The following is a 20,700-nucleotide window of genomic DNA, read 5'->3' on the forward strand; positions in this document are numbered from 1 at the left end:
GGACTGTGCCGCGGAGCGAGCGCGCCCCGTGCATGCGCGTGCAGCGTGGCCACATGGCGCATCCGCGCGTCGCTCATGCGGGCACCTCCGTGCGTTCCGCCACGCGCATCACGGCGCTGCGCGCACGCGCGTTGGCGGCCACCTCGTCCGTGCTTGGCTTGATGCGCTCCAGCGCCTTGAGCCGCATCGGCTGGGGCGGCGCGAACGGCGCACGGCGGTCGTAGACCTCCTTGGAGTGCTGTGCGATGAACTGCTTGACGATGCGGTCTTCCAGCGAGTGGAAGCTGATGACCACCAGCCGGCCACCGGGCCGCAGCACATGCAGGCTACCCTCTAGCGCATGCTGCAGCTCCTCAAGCTCGGCGTTGATGAAAATCCGAAGAGCCTGAAATGTGCGCGTTGCAGGGTTCTGGCCCGGCTCGCGGGTCTTGACCGCGCCAGCCACGATGTCGGCCAGTTCGGCGGTGCTTGCAATGGGGCCGCGTTCCGTGCGCCGAGCAACAATCGCCTTTGCAATGGGGCCAGCAAACCGTTCTTCACCGTAGTCACGTATCACCTCCGCAATCTGTGCCGCTTCGGCATCTGCCAGCCACTCGGCCACGCTCTGGCCACGCGTGGTGTCCATGCGCATGTCCAGCGGACCATCGAAACGAAAACTGAACCCGCGCTGGGGGTCGTCGATCTGCGGGGAGCTCACGCCCAGGTCCAGCAGCACACCGGACACGCTGGCGGCGGGCAGTTCCCCGAGATGGCTGAACCCCTGGTGCCGAATGGAAAAGCGCGCATCCGTGATGCGCGCCGCTGCTTGAATGGCTTCGGTGTCCTTGTCGAACGCCACCAGGCGGCCTTGCGGCCCCAACCGCTGCAGGATGAGCCGCGAATGCCCTCCCCTGCCAAAGGTGCCGTCCACGAAGGTGCCCGCAGGCGCATCGCCCTCGCCCAGCAAGGCGTGCACCGCCTCGTCGAGCAGGACCGTGGTGTGTTGCAGGGGCTGGTTCACACGCGGCCCCTAGAAAGAGAAATCCTTGAAGACATCGGGCATCTCGGCCTGCATGGCCGCGGCTTCCTTGGCCTCGTAGGTGGCCTTGTCCCACAGCTCGAAGTGGTTGCCCATGCCCAGCAGGATGGCGTCCTTGGACAGGCCGGCCGCCTCGCGCAATTCGGGCGAGACCAGCACCCGGCCGGTGCCGTCCATCTCCACGTCCATCGCGTTGCCGAGGAAGATGCGCTTCCACCATTGCGCGGACATGGGCAGCTGGGCAATGCGCTCGCGGAACTTCTCCCACTCGGGACGGGGGAAGACCATCAGGCAGCCATCGGGGTGCTTGGTGAGGGTGAGCTGGCCGCCCGCCTGCGCCGTGAGGGCGTCACGATGCCGGGTCGGCACGGACAGCCGCCCCTTTGCATCCAGACTCAGCGATGACGCCCCTTGAAACACCGATGGAACCCCTTGCCCGCTACTGCCGCTTTCCACCCCGAGAGAGGGTACAAAGGGCACTTTTCACCACTTAATTGCACTTTTTTGCACTGTAGCAGGAAAAGAACACCAGGCAAGAGGCGCCGCAACAAAATTTTGCAATGAAATCAAGGACTTAGCGCCGATTTCCAAGGTGAGAATCGGGCAAATGTCCTTATTGATTAAGCACTTAGCTGTAGGTATGCAAGTGGTTTATGAAGGCTTGACGTCCCACGCAACCAGGCATCACAGGATGTATCGGGACAAGTCTTCGTCCTGGCTCAGCGACTGCAGCCGTGCATTCACGTAGCCGGCATCCACCACCACGGTCTGCCCCGAGAGGCGCGTGGCGTCATAACTCACCTCGTCCAGCAGCCGCTCCATCACCGTGGACAGGCGGCGCGCGCCGATGTTTTCGGTGCGCTCGTTCACCTCGAAGGCAATGTGGGCCAGGCGGGTGATGCCCTCGGGCGTGAAATCCAGGGTGACGCCTTCCGTCTCCAGCAGCGCCTGGTACTGCTTGACCAGCGACGCGTGGGTCTGCGTGAGGATGGCTTCGAAGTCCTGTACAGACAGCGAGGTGAGTTCCACGCGTATCGGGAAGCGCCCCTGCAGCTCGGGGATCAGGTCGCTCGGCTTGGCGAGGTGGAACGCCCCCGAGGCGATGAACAGGATGTGGTCGGTCTTGACCATGCCGTACTTGGTGGACACCGTGGTGCCTTCCACGAGCGGCAGCAGGTCGCGCTGCACGCCCTGGCGCGAGACGTCGGCGCCGCCGGCCTCCTGGCGCGACGCGACCTTGTCGATCTCGTCGATGAAAACAATACCGTTCTGCTCGGCGTTGGCCAGCGCCCGCGTCTTGACCTCTTCCTCATTGACCAGCTTGGCGGCCTCTTCCTCGACCAGCAGCTTCATGGCCTCGGCGATCTTGAGCTTGCGCGCGCGACGCCGCTCCTGGCCCATCTGGCTGAACATGCCACGCAACTGCTCGGTCATCTCCTCCATGCCGGCCGGGCTCATGATTTCGAACTGCGGCCGCGCATCCGCCAGGTCGATCTCGATCTCCTTGTCGGCCAGCTGGCCCTCGCGCAGCTTCTTGCGGAACACCTGGCGGGCCGTGCTGTCACCCGCGGGCTCGCCGGTGCGCGCGGTATCGACGCTGGCACCGCGCGCCGGAGGAATGAGCACGTCCAGGATGCGGTCCTCGGCGGCGTCTTCGGCACGCACGCGCACCTTTTTCATGTCGGCTTCGCGCGTCTGTTTCACGGCCACTTCCACCAGATCGCGGACGATGGAATCCACGTCCTTGCCCACGTAGCCCACCTCGGTGAACTTGGTGGCCTCGACCTTGATGAACGGCGCGTCCGCCAGGCGCGCCAGGCGCCGCGCGATCTCGGTCTTGCCCACGCCCGTGGGGCCGATCATGAGGATGTTCTTGGGCGTGATCTCGTGCCGCAGGCTGGCGTCCACCTGCTGGCGGCGCCAGCGGTTGCGCAGCGCAATGGCCACGGCGCGCTTGGCGCCGTTCTGGCCGACGATGTGGCGGTCGAGTTCGGAGACGATTTCCTGGGGAGTCATGGAGGACATGCTGCAGCCTGCCTGTCTTTATGAGTCAAAGGAGCCGCTAGCGCTTGATAGACAAGCGCAAACAGCTACAAAAAAGATAGCCCACCACACGACGCCTACAGCGTCTCGATGGTGTGGTGCATGTTGGTGTAGATGCACAGCTCGCCCGCGATCTCCAGCGACTTCTTGACGATCTCGGCCGCGGGCAGGTCGGTGTTGCTCAAGAGCGCCTTGGCGGCCGAGTGGGCGTAGGCGCCGCCCGAGCCGATGGCGATGATGCCCTGCTCGGGCTCCAGCACGTCGCCGTTGCCGGTGATGATGAGGGACGCGGAATGGTCCGCCACGGCCAGCATGGCCTCCAGGCGGCGCAGCACGCGGTCGGTACGCCAATCCTTGGTGAGTTCGATGGCCGCGCGCGTCAGTTGGCCCTGGTGCTTTTCCAGCTTGGCCTCGAAACGCTCAAACAGCGTGAACGCATCGGCCGTGGCGCCGGCAAAGCCTGCCAGGACCCGCCCCTGGTAGAGCTTGCGCACCTTGCGCGCCGTGCCCTTGACAACGATGTTGCCCAGGGTGACCTGTCCGTCGCCGCCAAGGGCGACCTGGATGCCGTCTGCCGTCTGGCGCCGGACGCTGAGGATGGTGGTGCCGTGGTACTGTTCCATAGCTGGTGCATATGGGGGCGCTGCGCCGCCTTGCAAGCACGGCAGAGCACCTTCTCGGCAACGGCCTCGGAGTAGCAAATAGCCGGTGCGGCCTCAGTTCTTGCGAGGCACCACCCAGGCGTGCTCGTTCACGCCGATCACGTTGAAGAACACGGCGACCAACCGGTGCAGGTTGGTGAACTGCACCACATGCCCTTGCGCCTGCTGGGTGGCCGCCCAGTTCAGCACCGAGCCCACGGCAGCGAAATCGATGCGGATCAGCCGGTCGCAGGCCACGTTCAGCGGCACACCGGGGCGCACGAGAGGCTCCAGCGGCTCCAGGACGGAGGCCGCATCCCCCTCGATGTGGCCTTCGAGCGTGGCGGCAGGCCCCTCGTCCACGCCGCCCGGCTGCGACAGCGCGAACCCCGACGCGTACAGCGCGCTGTCGGCCGCGTCTGGCGTGGCCGGTGGCTGCGCACCGTCGTCGCCGCTGTAGCCGCAGCGCGGAGGCACCCACGATGGCGGCGAGACCTCGTAGGTGACGCAGTAGTCCAGCGCGACGAGTTCGAATTCATCGGGCAGCCCCATGAGCCGCAGTGCCGCCATGCGCAGCCGCCACCACTGTGGATCGGCGCCGCGGTCCCCCGACTGGGTGTGGGCCTGCAGGACCCCCTGCAGCGCGGCGGTGCCAACGAAGTGGATCTGCACATCCCGCTCCGCGCAGGCCTCGAACAGCTCGGCCAGCGCGGTGACCGCCGGCAGATCGATCGCGGTCAGCCGCGTCCAGTTCAGGGTCCAGGGCGGCGCGGAACGCGCCAGCGAGGCCTGCAGCGCCGCAATCGATTGCTGCGTGAGGGTGGATTGCGCACTCCAGCTCAGTTCCCTCTGCGGGATGGCGGGTGCACCCACGTCAGGCGTCATGGCCTTCAAACCCAGCTGTTCGGGCAACGAGAACCACAGCGGCGCCGAGCGACCGAAACGAGCGGCATAGTCAATGGCCAGCGCGTCGAAAGGCTCCTGCTGGCCCGTAGCCCGGTACAGGTCAAACAGGGTCATCCAGATGTCATGCTGCTGCTGGGGGTCACTGTGCTGGTGTTGGACCAGCACTTCCTTCAGGCCCGACTCCGCGCCGGCATAGTCGCCATTGGCAAAGCGGATCGCGGCCTCTTCCAGGTCGGGTTCGTGCACGAACTTCTCCGGTTGGGACGGCGCGGGCTGCGGCGCGTCCTCCGCGAGCGGCGGGGGCACGACCACCGGGCTCGCGTCGTGGAACATCGGCTCGACGGCGGGCGCCTTATCGAGCGTCGGCGGCAGGCTCAGCGGCGCCGTCGGCGCAAAGGCGCGCGCAGGGTCGCCGGCCAGCCCGCTGGAGGCCAGCGCCGCCGCCATGGCCGCGGCCGCAGGCGACGGTTGTCCTGCGGTGGGTGCAGCGGCAAAAGCCGCGCCAGCCACCGGTGCGGGTCGCGGCGCGGGGGCTGCGGACGCTGCGGGCAGCGCCGCACCGTCAGGCGCAGGCGCCGCAGGGGTTGAGGCCGGGGTTTCGCCCGACCCTTTGCCCTTCCACCATTGCTGCGACATCTGCGCCTCGATTTCGTCGATCTTCTTGAGCGTGACGGCCCGCTCATCGGGCGAGGTCATGCTGGTCTGGAAGAACGACGTGCGCGCAGTGATGTCTTCAGGGCGCTGGCCGTGCAGGGCCTCGCGCTGGCGCAGCTTGCGCAGCTGATCGAACTCGCGGCGGCGCACGAAATCGTTGCGCCGCTTGCGCTCGATCATCTCCTTGAGCATCTGCTTGCTGTACTGGCTCTCGCGGTCCGCCTCGATCGCATCGAGATCGGACCAGTTGACGGTGGGATTGCGCACGAACCGCACCATCTTGGACAGCAGGCCGCCGGATGTGGTGGTGTCTTCCTTGCTCATGGATGCAAATGGGCGTGCGCAGTGCGGGCGTCTTGCGGCAATCGACCGCTGGATCAGTCGCCAAACATTTTCTGCTTGAGTTCGCGGCGCTGCTGCGCCTCCAGCGACAGCGTGGCCGTGGGGCGCGCCAGCAGGCGGCCTACGCCGATGGGCTCGCCCGTCTCGTCGCAATAACCGTAGTCGCCGGCGTCGATGCGCGCGATGGACTGCTCGATCTTCTTGAGCAGCTTGCGCTCGCGGTCGCGCGTGCGCAGTTCCAGCGCGTGCTCTTCCTCGATCGTCGCGCGGTCGGCCGGATCAGGGACCACCACGGTGTCCTCGCGCAGGTGCTCGGTGGTTTCGCCCGCGTTGTGGTGCATGTTCTGCTTGAGCTGAGTCAGCTTGTGGCGGAAGAACGCCAGCTGCTTCTCATTCATGTACTCGCTCTCGGGCATGGCCAGCACTTCGGCGTCCGTCAGGTCTTCGGCAGACTTGGTCTTCCAGTTGTTGGCCAGCTTGGGATCTTTCTTGGCGGCCGCCACAGGGGTTTGCAGGGTCGTAGGCATAGTTTGGGTAAAGCTGGCTTCGGGGGCGCCGGGCGCCGCCGCGGTGGCCTTGGATGGTACGGTCAATTGCCCGGAACCGGAAGGAGAAGGCCGGAGGCGCCGCGCGGTTACCGGCGCGGGTTCGTCGCCCGCGCGCTTGGCCTGGGCCGCAGCCTGGGCTTTGCTGGACTGGGCTTTCACTTCCTGTCTCCTCGCAGTTCGGGCTTTTTCCGCCTGCGTGCGGGGCCCAGGGCCCCTCGTGCAGCACGGTGCGAATGGCACGCGCCCCAGGGGGCGTTTTTGCCGGGGCGCGATTGTATAGACCTGCGCTGGCCGAGCGCAAAACGTTGTGGATACCACACAGGCGTAGTGCACTTTACCGCCAGCCACCACGGGTCTCACACCAGGCACTGCTCCAGCCCCTGTTGCAGGATGTCCTGCGGCAGGTCGATGCCGATGAACACCATCTTGCTCTGGCGCGCCTCGCCTTCGGCCCACTGGGGGCCCAGGTCGCTGCCCATGAGCTGGTGCACGCCCTGGAAGATCACCTTGCGATCGGTGCCTTTCATATTCAGCACGCCCTTGTAGCGCAGCATGCGCGGGCCGTAGATATTGACGATGGCGCCCAGGAAGTCCTCCAGCTTGGCCGGATCGAAGGCACGGTCGGCGCGGTAGACGAAGCTCTTGACGTCGTCGTCATGGTGGTGGTGATGCGGGTGCTTGCAGTGCTCGTCATGCTTGTGCTCATGGCCATGGCCATGGTCGTGGCCGCCGTGCTCGCCGTGCGCATGGTCATGACCATGGTCGTGCTCGTGTTCGCAGTGCCCGTGGTCATGGTCGCAATGGCTGTGGTCGTGCGCGTCTTCTTCCTTCAAGAAGTCCGGGTCGATGTCCAGCTTGGCATTGAGATTGAAGCCACGCAGGTCCAGCACCTCGGCCAGCGGCACATCGCCAAAATGCACCGCGCGGATGGGCGCGCGCGGGTTCATGTGCTTGAGGCGGTGGATCAGGTCGTGCTTTTCCTCCTCGCTCACCAGGTCGGTCTTGGACAGGAAAATCTGGTCGGCAAAGCCCACCTGCCGGCGTGCCTCCTGGCGGTCGTCCAGCTGCTGCTGGGCGTGCTTGGCGTCCACCAACGTAATGATGGAATCGATGAGATAGGTCTCGGCGATCTCATCGTCCATGAAGAAAGTCTGCGCCACGGGGCCGGGGTCGGCAAGCCCCGTGGTCTCGATCACCACGCGGTCGAACGCCACCAGCCCCTTGCGGCGCTTGGCGGCCAACAGCTGCAGGGTTTCGCGCAGATCCTCGCGGATGGTGCAGCAGATGCAGCCGTTGCTCATCTGCAGAATCTGCTCTTTGGACTCGGTCTTGAGGATGTCGGTGTCGATGTTTTCCTCGCCGAACTCGTTTTCGATCACGGCGATCTTCTGGCCGTGCATTTCGGACAGCACGCGCTTGAGCAGCGTGGTCTTGCCGGAGCCGAGGAAGCCGGTGAGGATGGTGACGGGAATCAGGGCCATGGGTCGCTTTCCGTGGAGTGCAAACGCAAAACGGCGGCCTGGACGACCGCCGCATGGGAATCGAATTTCAGTGTACAGAGCCTGTCAAGACCTTCGCGCCCGCAGCGTCATGCCGGCTTGCGCATGACGGCCAGACCCTTGAGGTACTCGCCCTCGGGGAACTCCAGCGTCATCGGGTGGTCGGGCGCGCCGGCCAGGCGCCCCAGCACGTAGCCGTCCACGCCCGCATCCGCACCCGCCGAGGCCACGATCTTGTGAAACAGGTCGGCGCTGATGCCGCCCGAGCAGGAAAAGGTATACAGCACGCCGCCCGGCTCCAGCAGTTGCAGCGCAAGACGGTTGATGTCCTTGTAGGCGCGCGCCGCACGCTCGGCATGCGCCGCCGTGGGGGCGAACTTCGGCGGGTCGAGCACGATCGCGTCAAAGCGCCGCCCTTCGGCCAGGAAGCGGCGCAGGGATCCATTCACGTCGGCATCCAGAAATTCGGCCCGCGCCGCGTCGAACCCGTTCAATTGCACGTGCGCCCGCGCACGCTCCAGCGCGGGGCCGGAAGAATCGATGGACGTGACCTGCCCCGCGCCGCCGGCCAGCGCCGCCACCGTGAAGCCGCCCGTATAGCAATAGCAGTTGAGTACGCGCTGCAGGCCCAGGCGCTGCACCGTGCTAAAGAAATGGTGCCGGCTGTCGCGCTGGTCGAGGTAGAAGCCCGTCTTGTGCCCTTCGGCAATGTCGAGCGTGAGCCGCCAGCCATGCTCGCGGATCGTCAGCTCTTGCGGCCCCTGCCCGCGCAGCCAGCCGGTGGCGGGCGCCAGGCCTTCCAACTGGCGCACGCTGGCGTCGGAGCGCTCGTACAGGCGCGACAGGCCTGTCGCCTGAAGCAGCGCATCGGCGATGACGGCCTTCCAGCGCTCCGTGCCCGCGCTGGTGAACTGGGCCACCAGCGTGTCCTCGTAGCGGTCGACGATCAGCCCCGGAAGCCCATCGGATTCGCCATGGACCAGCCGCACGCCATTGCTTTCAATGGGAAAACGGTCTCTAGCGCTTATGGATCGGGCGCAAGCAGCTATAAAAAAAGAAGCGTCGATGCGCTGCTTCTCGTCAAAGCTCCACACCCGGGCACGGATGCGCGACTGGGGGCTGAACGCCGCCCAGGCAAGAAACTGGCCCTCCGCCGACTCCACCCGCACCGTCTCGCCGCTGTCGCCGCCGCCCTTGGCGATGGCACCTTCAAAAATCCAGGGATGGCGGCGCTGCAGCGAACGCTCTTTGCCGGGTCTCAGTCGAATGGTTTTCATCCCCGGATTGTGCGCGCGCGGGTGAGCGCTTTTGTCGCACCCGGCCGGACGCAGAGCGTGCGGATCACGCTGCCGCCCACCTAGGACTTGCGCCGCGCGCGCGGGTGCGCCGCGTCGTACACCCGCGCCAGGTGTTGGAAGTCCAGCCGCGTGTAGACCTGGGTGGTGGTGATGTTGGCGTGGCCCAGCAGCTCCTGCACGGCGCGCAGGTCGCCACTGGACTGCAGCAGGTGGCTGGCGAACGAGTGGCGCAGCATGTGCGGGTGCACGGGCGTGGTCAGGCCCGCCACCTGGCTGCGCTGGCGCAGGCGCGACCAGACGGACTGCGCCGTCAGCCGCGCGCCGCGCCGGCCGATGAACAGCGCTGGCTCCAGCCGCGCCGCGCCCGCGGCGCCCAACGGCAGCGCGCGCTGCGCCAGCCAGGCCTGCAGGGCCGCGGTGGCGGCACGGCCCACGGGCACGCTGCGGCGCTTGGAGCCCTTGCCGAAGACATGCGCCTCGCCCGCTTGCAGGTCCACCCAGCCGCGCCCCTGCTGGTGCGCGGCGGGGCTGGGCGCCACGTCCAGGCCCACCAGTTCGCCCACGCGCAGGCCGCAGCCGTAGAGCAGCTCGACGATGGCCGCGTCGCGCGCCTCCAGCCAGGGGTCGGCGCCCGTCTCTTGGTGCTCGGCCAGGCGCACCGCTTCGTCCACGGGCAGGGCCTTGGGCAGGGGCTTGGGCGCCTTGGGCGCGCGCACGTCCTGCACGGGGTTGTGCGGCACCAGCCCCTGGCGCGCAGCCCAGGTGTAAAAACCCCGCCAGCCCGAGAGGATGAGCGCGATGCCGCGCCCGCTGCGCCCGCCGGCATGCATCTGCGCCACGAAGCGGCGGATGTGCGCGCTGGTCAGGCGCAGCAGCGGCAGATCCACGCCCGCGGCCATGGCGGCCAGGCGCTGCAGGTCCAGCGTGTAGAGCGTGAGGGTGCGCGCGGCCAGGCGCTTTTCCACGCGCACATGCTCCAGGTACTGCAACGCCTCAGGCGGCAGGTGCAGGGCAACTGGCGTGTCGTTCATTTGCTACTGAATAAGGAGCTTCTTGCGCTTGATGCGTGGTGTTTTCAGGCAAAAAACCTACGCAAACCCTTATCCATTCAGCGCAAGCCGCTCACTTTTTCATCGCATGCGCGACAGTGCCGAGCTGGCAAGCTCGGCCATGCGCGAGAGAAATTCCGTGCCCATGGTGGCCTCGAAGCGGTGCGGGTCGTGCGAGCCCAGCACGATCAGGCCGAAGGCCGGCTGGTCGGCGCTGTCGATCGCGCCTTCGCGCAGCGGCAGCAGCGCCAGCGACTGCACCTCGCCCGCCTGGGGCAGCCAGGCCGTGGCCTCGAAACCCAGGTTGGGCCCGCAGAACGGCATGGTCAGCGACGAGGCGAACAGGCGCAGGTCCTCGCTCACCGGCTGGGTGGCGACGAGGCCCGCGTGCTCGGGCGCGACGTTCCACACCCGCAGCGCGACCTGTGGCACGTCGAACAGCGTGCGCAGGCCGTTCTCCACGGCGCGCGGCAAGCGGGCCGCATCGCGCACGGCGGCCACCTCGCGCGTCCACTGGTGGATCTTCTGGGTGATGGCGGCGTTCTCGGTGCCGTGGCGCACCATCTCCATCACGCGGTGTTCCAGGCCCTTGATCTTCTCGCGCAGCATCTCGGCCTGGCGCTCGTGCAGGCTCACGGCGCGCTGGCCGTGGGGGCTGGCGATGGTGACACTGGCCAGCAACTCGGCATGGCGCTCGAAGAAGCCCGGCGTGTTCGCCAGGAAGTGCGCGATGTCGTCTTCGGTGATGGGGGATACAGGAGAGGAAGAGGTCATAAAGCGTCCGGAATGTCGATCTCGCCTTCGAAGACGGTGGTAGCGGGGCCGGTCATGAACACGGGGTCTTGCAAGCCGCCGGCCCAGTCGATGGTGAGCAGGCCGCCCCGCGTGTGCACCTGCACGCGCGCATCCAGCAGCCCCAGGCGGATGCCGGCCACCACGGCGGCGCAGGCGCCCGTGCCGCAGGCCAGCGTCTCGCCCGCGCCGCGCTCGTACACGCGCAGGCGCACTTCACCACGGTTCACGATCTGCAGGTAGCCCGCGTTCACGCGCTGGGGAAAGCGCGGGTGGCTTTCGATCAAGGGGCCGGTCTGCGCCACGGGGGCAGTGTCCACATCGTCGACCAACTGGACGGCGTGCGGGTTGCCCATGGACACCACTGCTACCAATAGCGTAGCTGCTGACGCCTGCCCATCAAGCGCCAGGGGCCATTTTTGGCCTGAACCTTGCGACACGGGCGCGAGGCCCGTGGTGTCGAACGGCACGCGCGCCGGCTCCAGTTCGGGCCGGCCCATGTCCACCGTCACACGGCCGTCGGCGGTCAGGTGCGGGGCGATGACGCCGGCCATGGTCTGCACGCGGATCGTGTCCTGCGCGGTGAGGCCCTTGTCGCGCACATAGCGCGCGAAGCAGCGCGCGCCGTTGCCGCACTGCTCCACCTGGCCGCCGTCGGCGTTGTGGATCACGTATTCGAAGTCGATACCCGCGCCGGGCGAGGGGCGCACGGTGAGGATCTGGTCGGCGCCCACGCCGAAGTGGCGGTCGGCCAGAAAGCGGTACTGCGCGGGCGTGAGCCCCAGGCGCCCCTGCGTCTCGTCGAGCACCACGAAGTCGTTGCCCGCGCCCTGCATCTTGGTGAAGCGGATGTGCATGGCGCGATTATCCGCCGCATGCGCGCGTCGCCTGGGTGCAACCACGGGGAAACCCCGCACGGCTGACATCCGAGTTTTTTGCTCGGCTATTGATTTCGATCAGCCCGCCCCTGGGCTGCATGGGGAGCATCCGGGGTTCCCGCTGCGCCGCCCTGCCGGCCGCGGCGGGCCACGATAACGACAACGGAGGTGCGATGACCCTGACGATGGATGTACTCGACCGGCTGCATGCCGCCGACCCGAATGCCGCGACGGAACTGGTGCAAGACAGCGCCGACGCCGTGGCGCTCATCGAACTGCTGGAGATGCTGTGGAACTGCGGCATTCCGCGCGCGCCGCAGTTGCTGGAGCCCGTGCTCCAGCGGCTGCTGCAGCTGCGTCCCACGGATTGAACACGTCCGCCGCGGATGCGGTTCGGCCGGCATGGGCAGGTTGTCCCTTTGATCGCCCCCAGAAAAGAGAGAGCGAGGAGAGAGCGAGGCCACCATGACTCTGACCGTTGACGTACTTGACCGGCTGCATGCCGAAGACGTTGCCACCGCCACCCATCTCGTGCAGCGCAGCGCCGACGGCGCCGCGCTGATCGAGCTGCTGGAGATGCTCTGGAGCGTGGGCATCCCGCGCGCCAAGCCGCTGATCGGCCCGGTGCTGGAACGCCTGTCCCAGCTGCGCCCGCTGCAGGGCTGATGGCGGGCGGCGTGCGCCTGCCGATAATGCGCCGATGCCACGCCTGAGCCAACAACTACACCCCCACCGCGAGCCGGTCACCCCCCTTCACGCGGCCACCGTGCTGCTGCTGCGCGATGCGCCCCAACCCGGCGGCGGCAGCACGCTGCAGGTGCTGATGACGCGCCGCTCCGACAAGGCCAGCTTCGTGCCCGGCGCCTACGTGTTCCCCGGCGGCGGCATCGAGACGCAGGACGCCGACCCCGCCACCCACGCCCTGGCCGACCACCGCCCGGCGCAGACCGCCGCGCGCCTGACCGACGCGCTGGCCGCCATCCGCGAAAGCTTCGAGGAGCTGGGCGTGCTGCTGGCGCGCCACGGCGACGGCCGCTGGGCCGGGGCCGACGACATCGCCGCCATCGCACGCCAAGCACCGGCCGGCACCACGTTCGCCGCGCAATGCGCCGCGCGCGGCCTGCGCCTGGCGGCCGACCGCGTGTACTGGCTGGCCCACTGGACGGCCGACCGCAATTTACCGAAGCGCTTCGCCGTGCCCTTTCTCGTCGCGCGCATGCCCGAGGGGCAGGAGCCCGTGGCCGACGAGTCCGAGCAGTTCGAGCCCGTGTGGGTGAGCCCGGCCGACGCGCTGGCGCGCCACGAGGCGGGGCAGTTCTTCATGATCTTCCCCACCATCCGCACGCTGCAGCGCCTGGCGCAGTTTGCGGACGTAGACGCCGTGCTCGCCGCCGTCGCGCACGAGCAGCCTCTGTGGGTCAGCAGCCCGCGCTCGGGCCTGCTGGGCGGCAAAGAAGCCCGCTTCATGGAGGATGAGGCGCCTTTCGGCGAGCTGGCGCTGGTCACGCCCACGGGCCGCGGCGAGCATGCGCTGGACTGGCAGAGCGAGACGCCCGTGCCGCTGCTGAAGAACGTGCAGCGCCTCACCGCCCCCAACCCCGGCGTGATGACCGGCCCCGGCACCAACAGCTACCTGGTGGGCGACCCGGCCACGGGCTACATCGCCATCGACCCCGGTCCGGCCGACACCGAGCACCTGGACAAGCTCTGGCGCGCCGCGGGGGGGGACATCCGCATGATCGTGTGCACCCATTCGCACCCCGACCACTCTCCCGGCGCCGCGCCGCTGCAGGCGATGTGCGTGCGCGCCGGGCGCGCCGCACCGCCCATCCTGGGACTGCCCTCGGCGCCCACGGCGCGTGCAGCCAGCCAATTCACGCCCGATCGCTCGCTACAAGATAATGAGCTGCTCACGCTTGCTGGACAAGGGCCGGACGGCGAAATCACCCATACCCTGCAGGTCATCCACGCGCCCGGCCACGCGGCCAACCATCTGTGCCTGCTGCTGCGCGAGGACGGGTTGCTGTTCTCGGGCGACCACATCCTGAACGGCAGCACCACGGTCATCGACCCGCCCGACGGCAACATGGCGGACTACCTGGATTCGCTGGACCGGCTGGACGCGCTGTGCGCCGAGCACGGCGCCGAATTCATCCTGCCCGCGCACGGCTACGTGCTGGGAGGCCCGGAAGATGGGGCGCGCACCGCCATCGCACGCCTGAAGGCCCACCGCCTGGCGCGCGAGGCCAAGGTGCTGGCCGCCATGCAGGCCCAGCCCGAAGGCAGCATGGACGACTGGGTGCGCCTGGCCTACGACGACGTGCCGCCGCGCATGTGGCCCATCGCGCAGCGCTCGCTGCTCGCGCATGTAGAGCGCATCCGCATGCTGGAGCCCGGCAATGACTGAGTCCAGCCATCCAACGGACGCGGTGCGCCTGTCCAAGCGCGTGGCGCAGCAGTTCCAGTGCTCGCGCACCACGGCAGAGCAGTACATCGAGGGCGGATGGGTGTCGGTGGACGGCCAGGTGGTCGAGCTGCCCGGTGCGCGCGTGGCGTCCGCGCAAAGCGTGGTGCTGGCGCCAGACGCCAATCTGATGGAACTCACCCCCGTCACCCTGCTGCTGCACAAGCCGCCGGGCTACGAGGCGGGGCTGGGCCTGGTCACTGGCGCGACGCACGGCGCACCGGGCGCGCACGGCAGCCGCAGCCAGGGCGCGCCGCAAGCCGTCACGCTGCTCAACGCGCAGTCGCACCTGCCCGAAGACGCCGCCGGCACGCGCGTGCTGCTGCGCCATTTCAAACAGCTCGAATGCTTCACGCCGCTGCCCACCGAGGCCAGCGGCCTGGTGGTCTACACGCAGGACCGGCGCATGGCCCGCAAGCTGCAGGAAGACATCGAAACGCTGGAACAGGAGTGCATCGTGGAGGTGGCAGGCCAGATCGCGGACGGCGGCCTGCAAAAGCTCTGCCACGGCCTGAGCTTCAACGGCCGGCCGCTGCCGCCCATCAAGGTCAGCTGGCAAAGCGAGACACGCCTGCGCTTCGCGCTCAAGGGCATCCGCCCCGGCCAGATCCCGGCCATGTGCGAAGCCGTGGGCCTGTCCGTGCGGGCCATCAAGCGCATCCGCATCGGCCGCGTGCCCCTGGCCAAGGTGCCCGAGGGGCAGTGGCGCTACCTGCAGCCGTGGGAGCGGTTCTGAACGACGCGGGCCCCGGCGGCGGGGACGGACAGCGATGACGGCGACGCGGGTCGCCTTGCGGCGGCGTGGAAGGGCGCGGCCCCCTTCAGCGCAACCAGGCCCACCTACCCGATTTTCAGGCGCAGGCGCTTAAGGGTTGCCCTCCTCGCGGCGGACTTGGCTGCAGCCCACAATCGTTCCCATGTCCGGCAGCCAGATCATCGTCCTCGTCACCCCGGTGTTCCTCGCCCTCATGGCGCTGGAATGGGCCATCGGCCGTTGGCGCGGGCGGCCCGCGTTGCGGCTGGCCGATGCGGTGAGCAGCGTCAGCCTGGGCATGCTCAGCCAGACCAGCGCGGTGTTCACCGTGCTGCTGCGCGTGGGGCTGTACACGCTGGCCTATGAGCACCTGGCGCTGTGGCGCAGCGAGGCGTTCTGGACCACCTGGTACGGCTGGCTCATCGCGCTGGTGTTCTACGACTTCTGCTACTACTGGCTGCACCGCATGGGGCACGAAGTGGCCGTGCTGTGGGCCGCGCATGCGGTGCACCACCAGAGCCAGGACTACAACCTGTCCACCGCGCTGCGCCAGACCAGTTCCGGCGCGGTCCTGGGCTGGGTGTTCTACCTGCCGATGGCGCTGGCGGGCGTGCCGCCGCTGGTGTTCGTGGTGGTGGGGCTGGTCGACCTGCTGTACCAGTTCTGGGTGCATACCGAGCAGGTGGGGCGGCTGGGCTGGTTCGACCGCTGGTTCTGCAGCCCCAGCAACCACCGCGTGCACCACGCCGTGAACGACGGCTACCTGGACAAGAACTACGGCGGCATCCTGATCGTGTGGGACCGCCTGTTCGGTACCTTCAAGGACGAGGACCCGCGGGAGAAATGCGTGTACGGCACGCGCGGCCTGCTCAACAGCTGGGACCCGCTCTGGGCCAACGCCCAGGTGTATGCAGGCCTGCTGCACGACAGCTGGCACGCCCGCCGCTGGGCGGACAAGCTGCGCGTGTGGCTGAAAGCCCCCGGCTGGCGCCCCGCCGACGTGGCGCAGCGCTTTCCCAAGCCGGCCTTCAACCTCCACGACATGCCCCTGTTCGACCCGCCCCTGTCCGCGCCGCTGCGCTGGTTTGCCGGCGTGCAGTTCGTGCTGCTGCTGGCGGGCGTGGCGGCATTCCTGTGGCAGGCCGACGGCGCACCGCTGGCGACCAACGCCGTGTGGTTCGCCACGCTGCTGGCCTGCCAGTGGGCGCTGGGCGCGGCCATGCAGGGGCGCATTGGCATGGGGTTGGCGCTGATGATCGAAGCCGGGGCGCTGGCCACGGCGACCAGCGCGCTGGGGTTCACAGCGTGGCACCTGCTGTTCAAGCCGCTGACCATGGCGATTGCTATCACTTATGTAGCTATTCGCGCTTATCCAATGAGCGCTACAGGCCGTTTTGGCTTGCACCGCTCATACTTGCTGCTGCTGGGCGCGCTGCTGGGTTCGCTGGCGGGCGACGTGTTCCTGATGCTGTCAGAGCACCTGTTCATTCCCGGCCTGGTGAGCTTCCTGCTAGCGCACCTGTGCTACATCGCGCTGTTCAAGCAGGGCGTGGGGTGGTTCGGCCACCGCGGGGCACTCGGGGGTACGCTGGCGCTGGGCATCGGCATGTACGCCTTCCTCTGGCACGGCGGATTGCCGGCCGCGCTGCGGGTGCCGGTGGCCGTGTATGTGGTGGTGATCGCGCTGATGGCGGCGCAGGCCTGGGGGCGCCACGCGGCGCTGCGCGAGCGCTCGTCGCTTGCGGTGGCGCTGGGCGCGTGCTGCTTCATGCTCAGCGATTCGCTGCTGGCCACCAACCGCTTCGTGCAGCCGCTGCCCTTGTCGCAGCTGTGGGTGCTGGCCACCTACTATGCGGCCCAGGTGCTCATCGTGAGCGGGATGGTCACAGCGCTGACCCGCGGCGCGGCGCACCAAGCCGACGCGCGGACGCAGCCGCTCACCCCCCACGCGGCCTGAGCGATCAGGCGGACTCGAACAGCCCGCCCGCGGCGCGCGGCGGCGCCACGCCCAGGTGGCGGTAGGCGGCCAGCGTGGCCACGCGCCCGCGTGGGGTGCGCTGCAGATAGCCCTGCTGAATCAGGTAGGGCTCGATGACGTCCTCGATGGTGCCGCTCTCCTCGCCGATGCTGGCGGCAATGTTGTCCAGTCCCACGGGGCCGCCGTCGAAGCGATGCACCACGGCCTCCAGCAGCTTGCGGTCCATCACGTCGAAGCCCTGCGGATCCACGTCCAGCATGGTCAGCGCGCGGTTGGCAATGTCCAGAGTGATGTGGCCCGAACCCTTCACCTCGGCATAGTCGCGCACGCGGCGCAGCAGGCGGTTGGCGATGCGCGGCGTGCCGCGCGAGCGACGCGCGATCTCCATGCCGCCCTCGGCATCGATGGGCGCGCCCAGCAGGCCGGCCGATCGCATGACGATACGCGCCAATTCATCGGGCGTGTAGAACTCCAGCCGCGCAACGATGCCGAAGCGGTCGCGCAGCGGGTTGGTGAGCATGCCCGCGCGCGTGGTGGCGCCCACCAGCGTGAAGGGCTGCAGGTCCAGCTTGATGCTGCGCGCGGCCGGCCCCTCGCCGATCATGATGTCGATCTGGTAGTCCTCCAGCGCGGGGTAGAGGATTTCCTCGACCACGGGCGAAAGGCGGTGGATCTCGTCGATGAAGAGAACGTCGTTGCGTTCCAGGTTGGTGAGCAGCGCTGCCAGATCCTTGGGCTTTTCCAGCACGGGGCCGCTGGTCTGGCGCAGGTTCACGCCCAGTTCGGTGGCGATGATGTGGCTGAGCGTGGTCTTCCCTAAGCCCGGCGGGCCGAACAGCAGCACATGGTCCAGCGCCTCGCCGCGCTTCTTGGCCGCGCCGATGAAGATCTCGAGCTGTTCGCGCGCCTTGGCCTGGCCCACGTACTCCTGCAGCAGCTTGGGGCGCAGCGCACGCTCCAGCGCTTCCTCCTGCGAGGAGGCCGGCGCGGCCGACACCACGCGCTCGCGCGCCGGAGGGGGAGAGGGGGCAAAGTCGTCGGTATGGATCGTCATGCGAAGCGGACCAGGAAGGGCGCGTGCATTGTCCCCCATTCCCCCGCGCTGCCGGGCCGCCCCGCCACCCCGCGCGGGCCAGGGATAGCCGCCTTTCGGTAACATCGCCGCCTTCGCGCGCCGCGCGCGGGCGACCGCCCCCCTCCCGGACCACTCGAACGCCGCACCCGCCCCTGTGCGCCGCGCCGCCTCGGCCCGGCGCCCCCCTTGCAGCGACAGCCCATGAACACTCCAGCACCCCCCTCCTTCCTGAGCCGCATGGCCATCGCCATCGGCAGCTTTTTCGCCATCCTGGGCAACGGCCGCCTGGCCGCCGACATCCAGCGCCTGCGCGCGGGTGAAGCGCTGGCCGCCGACGTAGCGCCGCCGGCTCCCAAGGCAGTGCGGGTGGAAGTGCCCGTGGAAACAATCGTGGAGAAGATCGTCGAGGTCCGCGTGGAGGTGCCCGTCGAGAAAGTGGTGGAAAAGCGCGTCGAAGTCGCCACCGACACCGCCGCGCTGCAGTTGCTGGGCCTGCTGCAGCGCGAGGCGCGCCTGGTGGACTTTCTGCAGGAAGACGTGGCGCCCTACTCCGACGCCGAGATTGGCGCCGCCGCGCGCGTGGTCCACGAGGGCTGCCGCAAGGTGCTGCGCGAGCATTTCACCATCGAGGCCGTGCGCCCCGAGGGCGAGGGCAGCCACGTCACCCTGCCGGTCGGCTTTGACGCCACGGCCGTGCGCCTCACGGGCAATGTGCTCGGCCAGGCGCCGTTCACGGGCCAACTGACCCACCGCGGCTGGAAGGCGACCGCCGTGCGCCTGCCGCAGCTCACCGACCCGCGGGCCGCCGCCGTGCTGGCCCAGGCCGAGGTGGAGCTGTGAACGCGGATATGCCCAACGCTCCTGAAACCATAGCTGCCAGCGCTTACCCTGCAAGCGCTACAGGCAAAAACAACGCCCAGTACAGCATCGGCATCGATCTGGGCACCACGCACTGCGCGCTGTCGTACGTGGACCGGCACGCCAGCGACGGCGACGCCGTCGTGCAGCAGGTGCTGGATATTCCCCAGTTCACCGGACCGGCCAGCGTGGAGGCGCGGCCGCTGCTGCCCTCCTTCCTGTACCTGCCGCATGAGAGCGAGTTGAGCGCCGCCGACACGGCGCTGCCCGGTGGCGGCGCAGGCCAGGACTGCGTGGTGGGCGAGCTGGCGCGCACGCGCGGCGCGGCCACGCCGATCCGCCTGGTGTCCAGCGCCAAGAGCTGGCTGTGCCACCCGGGCGTGGACCGGCGTGCGCCCATCCTGCCGCCCGATGCGCCGCCAGAGGTGCCACGCGTGTCGCCCCTGGCCGCATCGGCGCGCTACCTGTCGCACCTGCGCTGGGCCTGGAACCAGGCCCACCCCGATGCGCCGCTGGAGCAGCAGGACATCACCGTCACCATTCCCGCATCGTTCGACCCGGCCGCGCGCGAGCTGACCGCCGAGGCCTGCCGCGCCGCCGGCCTGGAGCGCCTGACGCTGCTGGAAGAGCCCCAGGCCGCGCTGTACAGCTGGATCCAGGCCAGCGGCGGCGGATGGCGCAAGCAGGTCGCCAGCGGCGACGTCATCCTGGTGGTGGACGTGGGCGGCGGCACCACGGACCTGTCGCTGATCGCGGTGCTGGAGAAGGACGGCGCCCTGGAACTGCAGCGCGTGGCGGTGGGAGAGCACATCCTGCTGGGCGGCGACAACATGGACCTGGCCCTGGCCTATGGCGTGGCGCGCAAGCTGGCCCAGGAGGGCAAGCCGCTGGACGCCTGGCAGACCCGCGCCCTGGCCCATGGCTGCCGCGCAGCCAAGGAGCTGCTGCTGGCCGACGAGGCGCTGCCATCCGTGCCCGTGGTCGTCCCCAGCCGCGGCAGCAAGCTGATCGGCGGCAGCATCCGCACCGAGGTGACGCGCGCCGAAGTGCAGGCGCTGCTGGTCGATGGGTTCTTCCCGCAGGTGGCCGTGGGCGACAAGCCGCTGACCCGCGCGCGCGGCGCGCTCACGCAACTGGGCCTGCCCTACGCGCAGGACGCGGCCGTCACGCGCCACCTGGCGGCCTTCCTGTCGCGCCAGCTGGATGCCACGGCACAGATCCCTGGCCTGGCCGGCAGGCAAGCGGGGGGCGCCAGCTTCCTGCACCCCACGGCCCTTCTGTTCAACGGCGGCGTGCTGAAGGCCCCCCAGATCGCTGAGCGCATCGTCGGCGTCATCAACGGCTGGCTGGCTGCCGAGGGCGCCGCCCCGGCCCGGCTGCTGGAAGGCGCCCATCTGGACCTGGCCGTGGCACGCGGCGCGGCGTACTTCGGCCATGTCACTGCGGCGGGGCGCGGCGTGCGCATCCGCGGCGGCACGGCGCAAAGCTACTACGTGGGCGTGGAGAGCAACATGCCCGCCATTCCCGGCATGGAGCCGCCCCTGAGCGCACTGTGCCTGGCGCCGTTCGGCATGGAGGAAGGCACCGAGGTCGCGCTTCATGCCCAGGAATTCGGCCTGGTGGTGGGCGAGCCGGTGCGGCTGCGCTTCTTCGGCTCCAGCGTGCGCCGCGGCGACACCGTGGGCACGCTGCTGGACTTCTGGGGACCCGAAGAGCTGGTGGAACTGCAGGAGATCGAGGCCCACCTGCCCCCCGAGGGCCGCACGCCCGGCGAGGTCGTACCCGTCACCCTGCACGCCCGCGTGACCGACATCGGCACGCTGGAGCTGAGCGCCGTGCCCGTGGGAGGCCATGAGCGCTGGAAGGTGGAGTTCGACGTGCGCGCCCAGACACAGGCCTGACG

The 20,700-nt window shown here is 68.6% G+C and carries 19 protein-coding genes; 7 read left to right on the forward strand and 12 right to left on the reverse strand.

The window, feature by feature from the left end:
• Positions 1 to 73: 73 nt before the first annotated feature.
• From rsmH to dapF, 11 genes are all read right to left on the reverse strand, one after another.
• Positions 74 to 1,000, reverse strand: a complete 927-nt coding sequence (gene rsmH / locus K2L43_RS16070) for a 16S rRNA (cytosine(1402)-N(4))-methyltransferase RsmH (protein WP_220637978.1) — start codon at positions 998 to 1,000, stop codon at positions 74 to 76.
• Positions 1,001 to 1,009: 9 nt separating this feature from the next.
• Positions 1,010 to 1,438, reverse strand: a complete 429-nt coding sequence (gene mraZ / locus K2L43_RS16075) for a division/cell wall cluster transcriptional repressor MraZ (protein WP_011806773.1) — start codon at positions 1,436 to 1,438, stop codon at positions 1,010 to 1,012.
• Positions 1,439 to 1,702: 264 nt separating this feature from the next.
• Entirely contained in the window at positions 1,703 to 3,043 is a 1,341-nt protein-coding gene (hslU, locus tag K2L43_RS16080; RefSeq protein ID WP_220637979.1) for an ATP-dependent protease ATPase subunit HslU, read from the reverse strand.
• A 95-nt stretch (positions 3,044 to 3,138) separates the two neighbouring features.
• On the reverse strand, positions 3,139 to 3,684 hold the full coding sequence (hslV, locus tag K2L43_RS16085; RefSeq protein WP_041836099.1) for an ATP-dependent protease subunit HslV: 546 nt from the start codon (positions 3,682 to 3,684) through the stop codon (positions 3,139 to 3,141).
• A 93-nt stretch (positions 3,685 to 3,777) separates the two neighbouring features.
• Entirely contained in the window at positions 3,778 to 5,586 is a 1,809-nt protein-coding gene (locus tag K2L43_RS16090) for an STAS domain-containing protein (protein WP_220637980.1), read from the reverse strand.
• A gap of 53 nt (positions 5,587 to 5,639) precedes the next feature.
• The gene (gene dksA / locus K2L43_RS16095) at positions 5,640 to 6,485 is read right to left on the reverse strand and encodes an RNA polymerase-binding protein DksA (protein ID WP_370633115.1); all 846 of its coding nucleotides are present in this window, start codon (positions 6,483 to 6,485) and stop codon (positions 5,640 to 5,642) included.
• A 23-nt stretch (positions 6,486 to 6,508) separates the two neighbouring features.
• Positions 6,509 to 7,633 carry a GTP-binding protein gene (locus K2L43_RS16100; protein ID WP_220637981.1) on the reverse strand — a complete coding sequence of 375 codons (1,125 nt, stop codon included), beginning with the start codon at positions 7,631 to 7,633 and terminating at the stop codon, positions 6,509 to 6,511.
• A 107-nt stretch (positions 7,634 to 7,740) separates the two neighbouring features.
• On the reverse strand, positions 7,741 to 8,928 hold the full coding sequence (locus K2L43_RS16105; protein ID WP_220637982.1) for a class I SAM-dependent rRNA methyltransferase: 1,188 nt from the start codon (positions 8,926 to 8,928) through the stop codon (positions 7,741 to 7,743).
• Positions 8,929 to 9,008: 80 nt separating this feature from the next.
• Positions 9,009 to 9,980, reverse strand: a complete 972-nt coding sequence (locus K2L43_RS16110; RefSeq protein WP_220637983.1) for a tyrosine-type recombinase/integrase — start codon at positions 9,978 to 9,980, stop codon at positions 9,009 to 9,011.
• Positions 9,981 to 10,079: 99 nt separating this feature from the next.
• Positions 10,080 to 10,772, reverse strand: a complete 693-nt coding sequence (locus tag K2L43_RS16115; protein WP_088888329.1) for a DUF484 family protein — start codon at positions 10,770 to 10,772, stop codon at positions 10,080 to 10,082.
• Positions 10,769 to 11,647 carry a diaminopimelate epimerase gene (gene dapF / locus K2L43_RS16120; protein ID WP_088888328.1) on the reverse strand — a complete coding sequence of 293 codons (879 nt, stop codon included), beginning with the start codon at positions 11,645 to 11,647 and terminating at the stop codon, positions 10,769 to 10,771. The genes K2L43_RS16115 and dapF overlap by 4 nt, the downstream gene beginning before the upstream one ends.
• A 194-nt stretch (positions 11,648 to 11,841) precedes the next feature.
• Here dapF and K2L43_RS16125 point away from each other — a divergent pair, with 194 nt between their 5' ends.
• The 5 genes from K2L43_RS16125 (at position 11,842) to K2L43_RS16145 (ending at position 16,843) form a co-directional block, all read left to right on the forward strand.
• Positions 11,842 to 12,039, forward strand: coding sequence for a hypothetical protein (locus tag K2L43_RS16125; RefSeq protein WP_015914278.1), 198 nt, complete (start codon positions 11,842 to 11,844; stop codon positions 12,037 to 12,039).
• Between the two features lie 94 nt (positions 12,040 to 12,133).
• A complete protein-coding gene (locus tag K2L43_RS16130; protein WP_011806784.1) occupies positions 12,134 to 12,334 on the forward strand; it encodes a hypothetical protein in 201 nt (66 codons plus the stop codon).
• 34 nt (positions 12,335 to 12,368) lie between these two features.
• On the forward strand, positions 12,369 to 14,075 hold the full coding sequence (locus K2L43_RS16135; protein ID WP_220637985.1) for an MBL fold metallo-hydrolase: 1,707 nt from the start codon (positions 12,369 to 12,371) through the stop codon (positions 14,073 to 14,075).
• Positions 14,068 to 14,868, forward strand: a complete 801-nt coding sequence (locus K2L43_RS16140; protein ID WP_220637986.1) for an rRNA pseudouridine synthase — start codon at positions 14,068 to 14,070, stop codon at positions 14,866 to 14,868. Before K2L43_RS16135 ends, K2L43_RS16140 begins: the two co-directional genes overlap by 8 nt.
• Before the next feature lie 181 nt (positions 14,869 to 15,049).
• On the forward strand, positions 15,050 to 16,843 hold the full coding sequence (locus tag K2L43_RS16145; RefSeq protein ID WP_220637987.1) for a lysoplasmalogenase family protein: 1,794 nt from the start codon (positions 15,050 to 15,052) through the stop codon (positions 16,841 to 16,843).
• 4 nt (positions 16,844 to 16,847) lie between these two features.
• Here the strand turns inward: K2L43_RS16145 and ruvB are convergent, their stop codons facing one another.
• Positions 16,848 to 17,918, reverse strand: a complete 1,071-nt coding sequence (ruvB, locus tag K2L43_RS16150) for a Holliday junction branch migration DNA helicase RuvB (RefSeq protein WP_011806788.1) — start codon at positions 17,916 to 17,918, stop codon at positions 16,848 to 16,850.
• Positions 17,919 to 18,140: 222 nt separating this feature from the next.
• Here ruvB and K2L43_RS16155 point away from each other — a divergent pair, with 222 nt between their 5' ends.
• Together K2L43_RS16155 and K2L43_RS16160 are read left to right on the forward strand one after the other, a co-directional pair.
• Complete coding sequence (locus K2L43_RS16155; protein WP_220637988.1) at positions 18,141 to 18,779, forward strand: DUF2760 domain-containing protein; 639 nt, start codon at positions 18,141 to 18,143, stop codon at positions 18,777 to 18,779.
• Between the two features lie 8 nt (positions 18,780 to 18,787).
• Entirely contained in the window at positions 18,788 to 20,698 is a 1,911-nt protein-coding gene (locus K2L43_RS16160) for an Hsp70 family protein (RefSeq protein ID WP_220637989.1), read from the forward strand.
• The last annotated feature ends 2 nt before the right edge of the window (positions 20,699 to 20,700 follow it).

It is taken from the genome of Diaphorobacter sp. MNS-0, from assembly GCF_019602835.1.
GTDB classification, from domain to species: Bacteria; Pseudomonadota; Gammaproteobacteria; order Burkholderiales; family Burkholderiaceae_C; genus Diaphorobacter; species Diaphorobacter nitroreducens.

Excerpts from the sequence above, each read along its gene's own strand:
- hslU (WP_220637979.1), bottom strand. The coding sequence starts at position 3,043 with ATGTCCTCCATGACTCCCCAGGAAATCGTCTCCGAACTCGACCGCCAC.
- hslV (WP_041836099.1), bottom strand. The coding sequence starts at position 3,684 with ATGGAACAGTACCACGGCACCACCATCCTCAGCGTCCGGCGCCAGACG.
- K2L43_RS16090 (WP_220637980.1), bottom strand. The coding sequence starts at position 5,586 with ATGAGCAAGGAAGACACCACCACATCCGGCGGCCTGCTGTCCAAGATG.
- K2L43_RS16100 (WP_220637981.1), bottom strand. The coding sequence starts at position 7,633 with ATGGCCCTGATTCCCGTCACCATCCTCACCGGCTTCCTCGGCTCCGGC.
- K2L43_RS16105 (WP_220637982.1), bottom strand. The coding sequence starts at position 8,928 with ATGAAAACCATTCGACTGAGACCCGGCAAAGAGCGTTCGCTGCAGCGC.
- K2L43_RS16110 (WP_220637983.1), bottom strand. The coding sequence starts at position 9,980 with ATGAACGACACGCCAGTTGCCCTGCACCTGCCGCCTGAGGCGTTGCAG.
- K2L43_RS16115 (WP_088888329.1), bottom strand. The coding sequence starts at position 10,772 with ATGACCTCTTCCTCTCCTGTATCCCCCATCACCGAAGACGACATCGCG.
- dapF (WP_088888328.1), bottom strand. The coding sequence starts at position 11,647 with ATGCACATCCGCTTCACCAAGATGCAGGGCGCGGGCAACGACTTCGTG.
- K2L43_RS16125 (WP_015914278.1), top strand. The coding sequence starts at position 11,842 with ATGACCCTGACGATGGATGTACTCGACCGGCTGCATGCCGCCGACCCG.
- K2L43_RS16130 (WP_011806784.1), top strand. The coding sequence starts at position 12,134 with ATGACTCTGACCGTTGACGTACTTGACCGGCTGCATGCCGAAGACGTT.
- K2L43_RS16135 (WP_220637985.1), top strand. The coding sequence starts at position 12,369 with ATGCCACGCCTGAGCCAACAACTACACCCCCACCGCGAGCCGGTCACC.
- K2L43_RS16140 (WP_220637986.1), top strand. The coding sequence starts at position 14,068 with ATGACTGAGTCCAGCCATCCAACGGACGCGGTGCGCCTGTCCAAGCGC.
- K2L43_RS16145 (WP_220637987.1), top strand. The coding sequence starts at position 15,050 with ATGTCCGGCAGCCAGATCATCGTCCTCGTCACCCCGGTGTTCCTCGCC.
- ruvB (WP_011806788.1), bottom strand. The coding sequence starts at position 17,918 with ATGACGATCCATACCGACGACTTTGCCCCCTCTCCCCCTCCGGCGCGC.
- K2L43_RS16155 (WP_220637988.1), top strand. The coding sequence starts at position 18,141 with ATGAACACTCCAGCACCCCCCTCCTTCCTGAGCCGCATGGCCATCGCC.
- K2L43_RS16160 (WP_220637989.1), top strand. The coding sequence starts at position 18,788 with ATGCCCAACGCTCCTGAAACCATAGCTGCCAGCGCTTACCCTGCAAGC.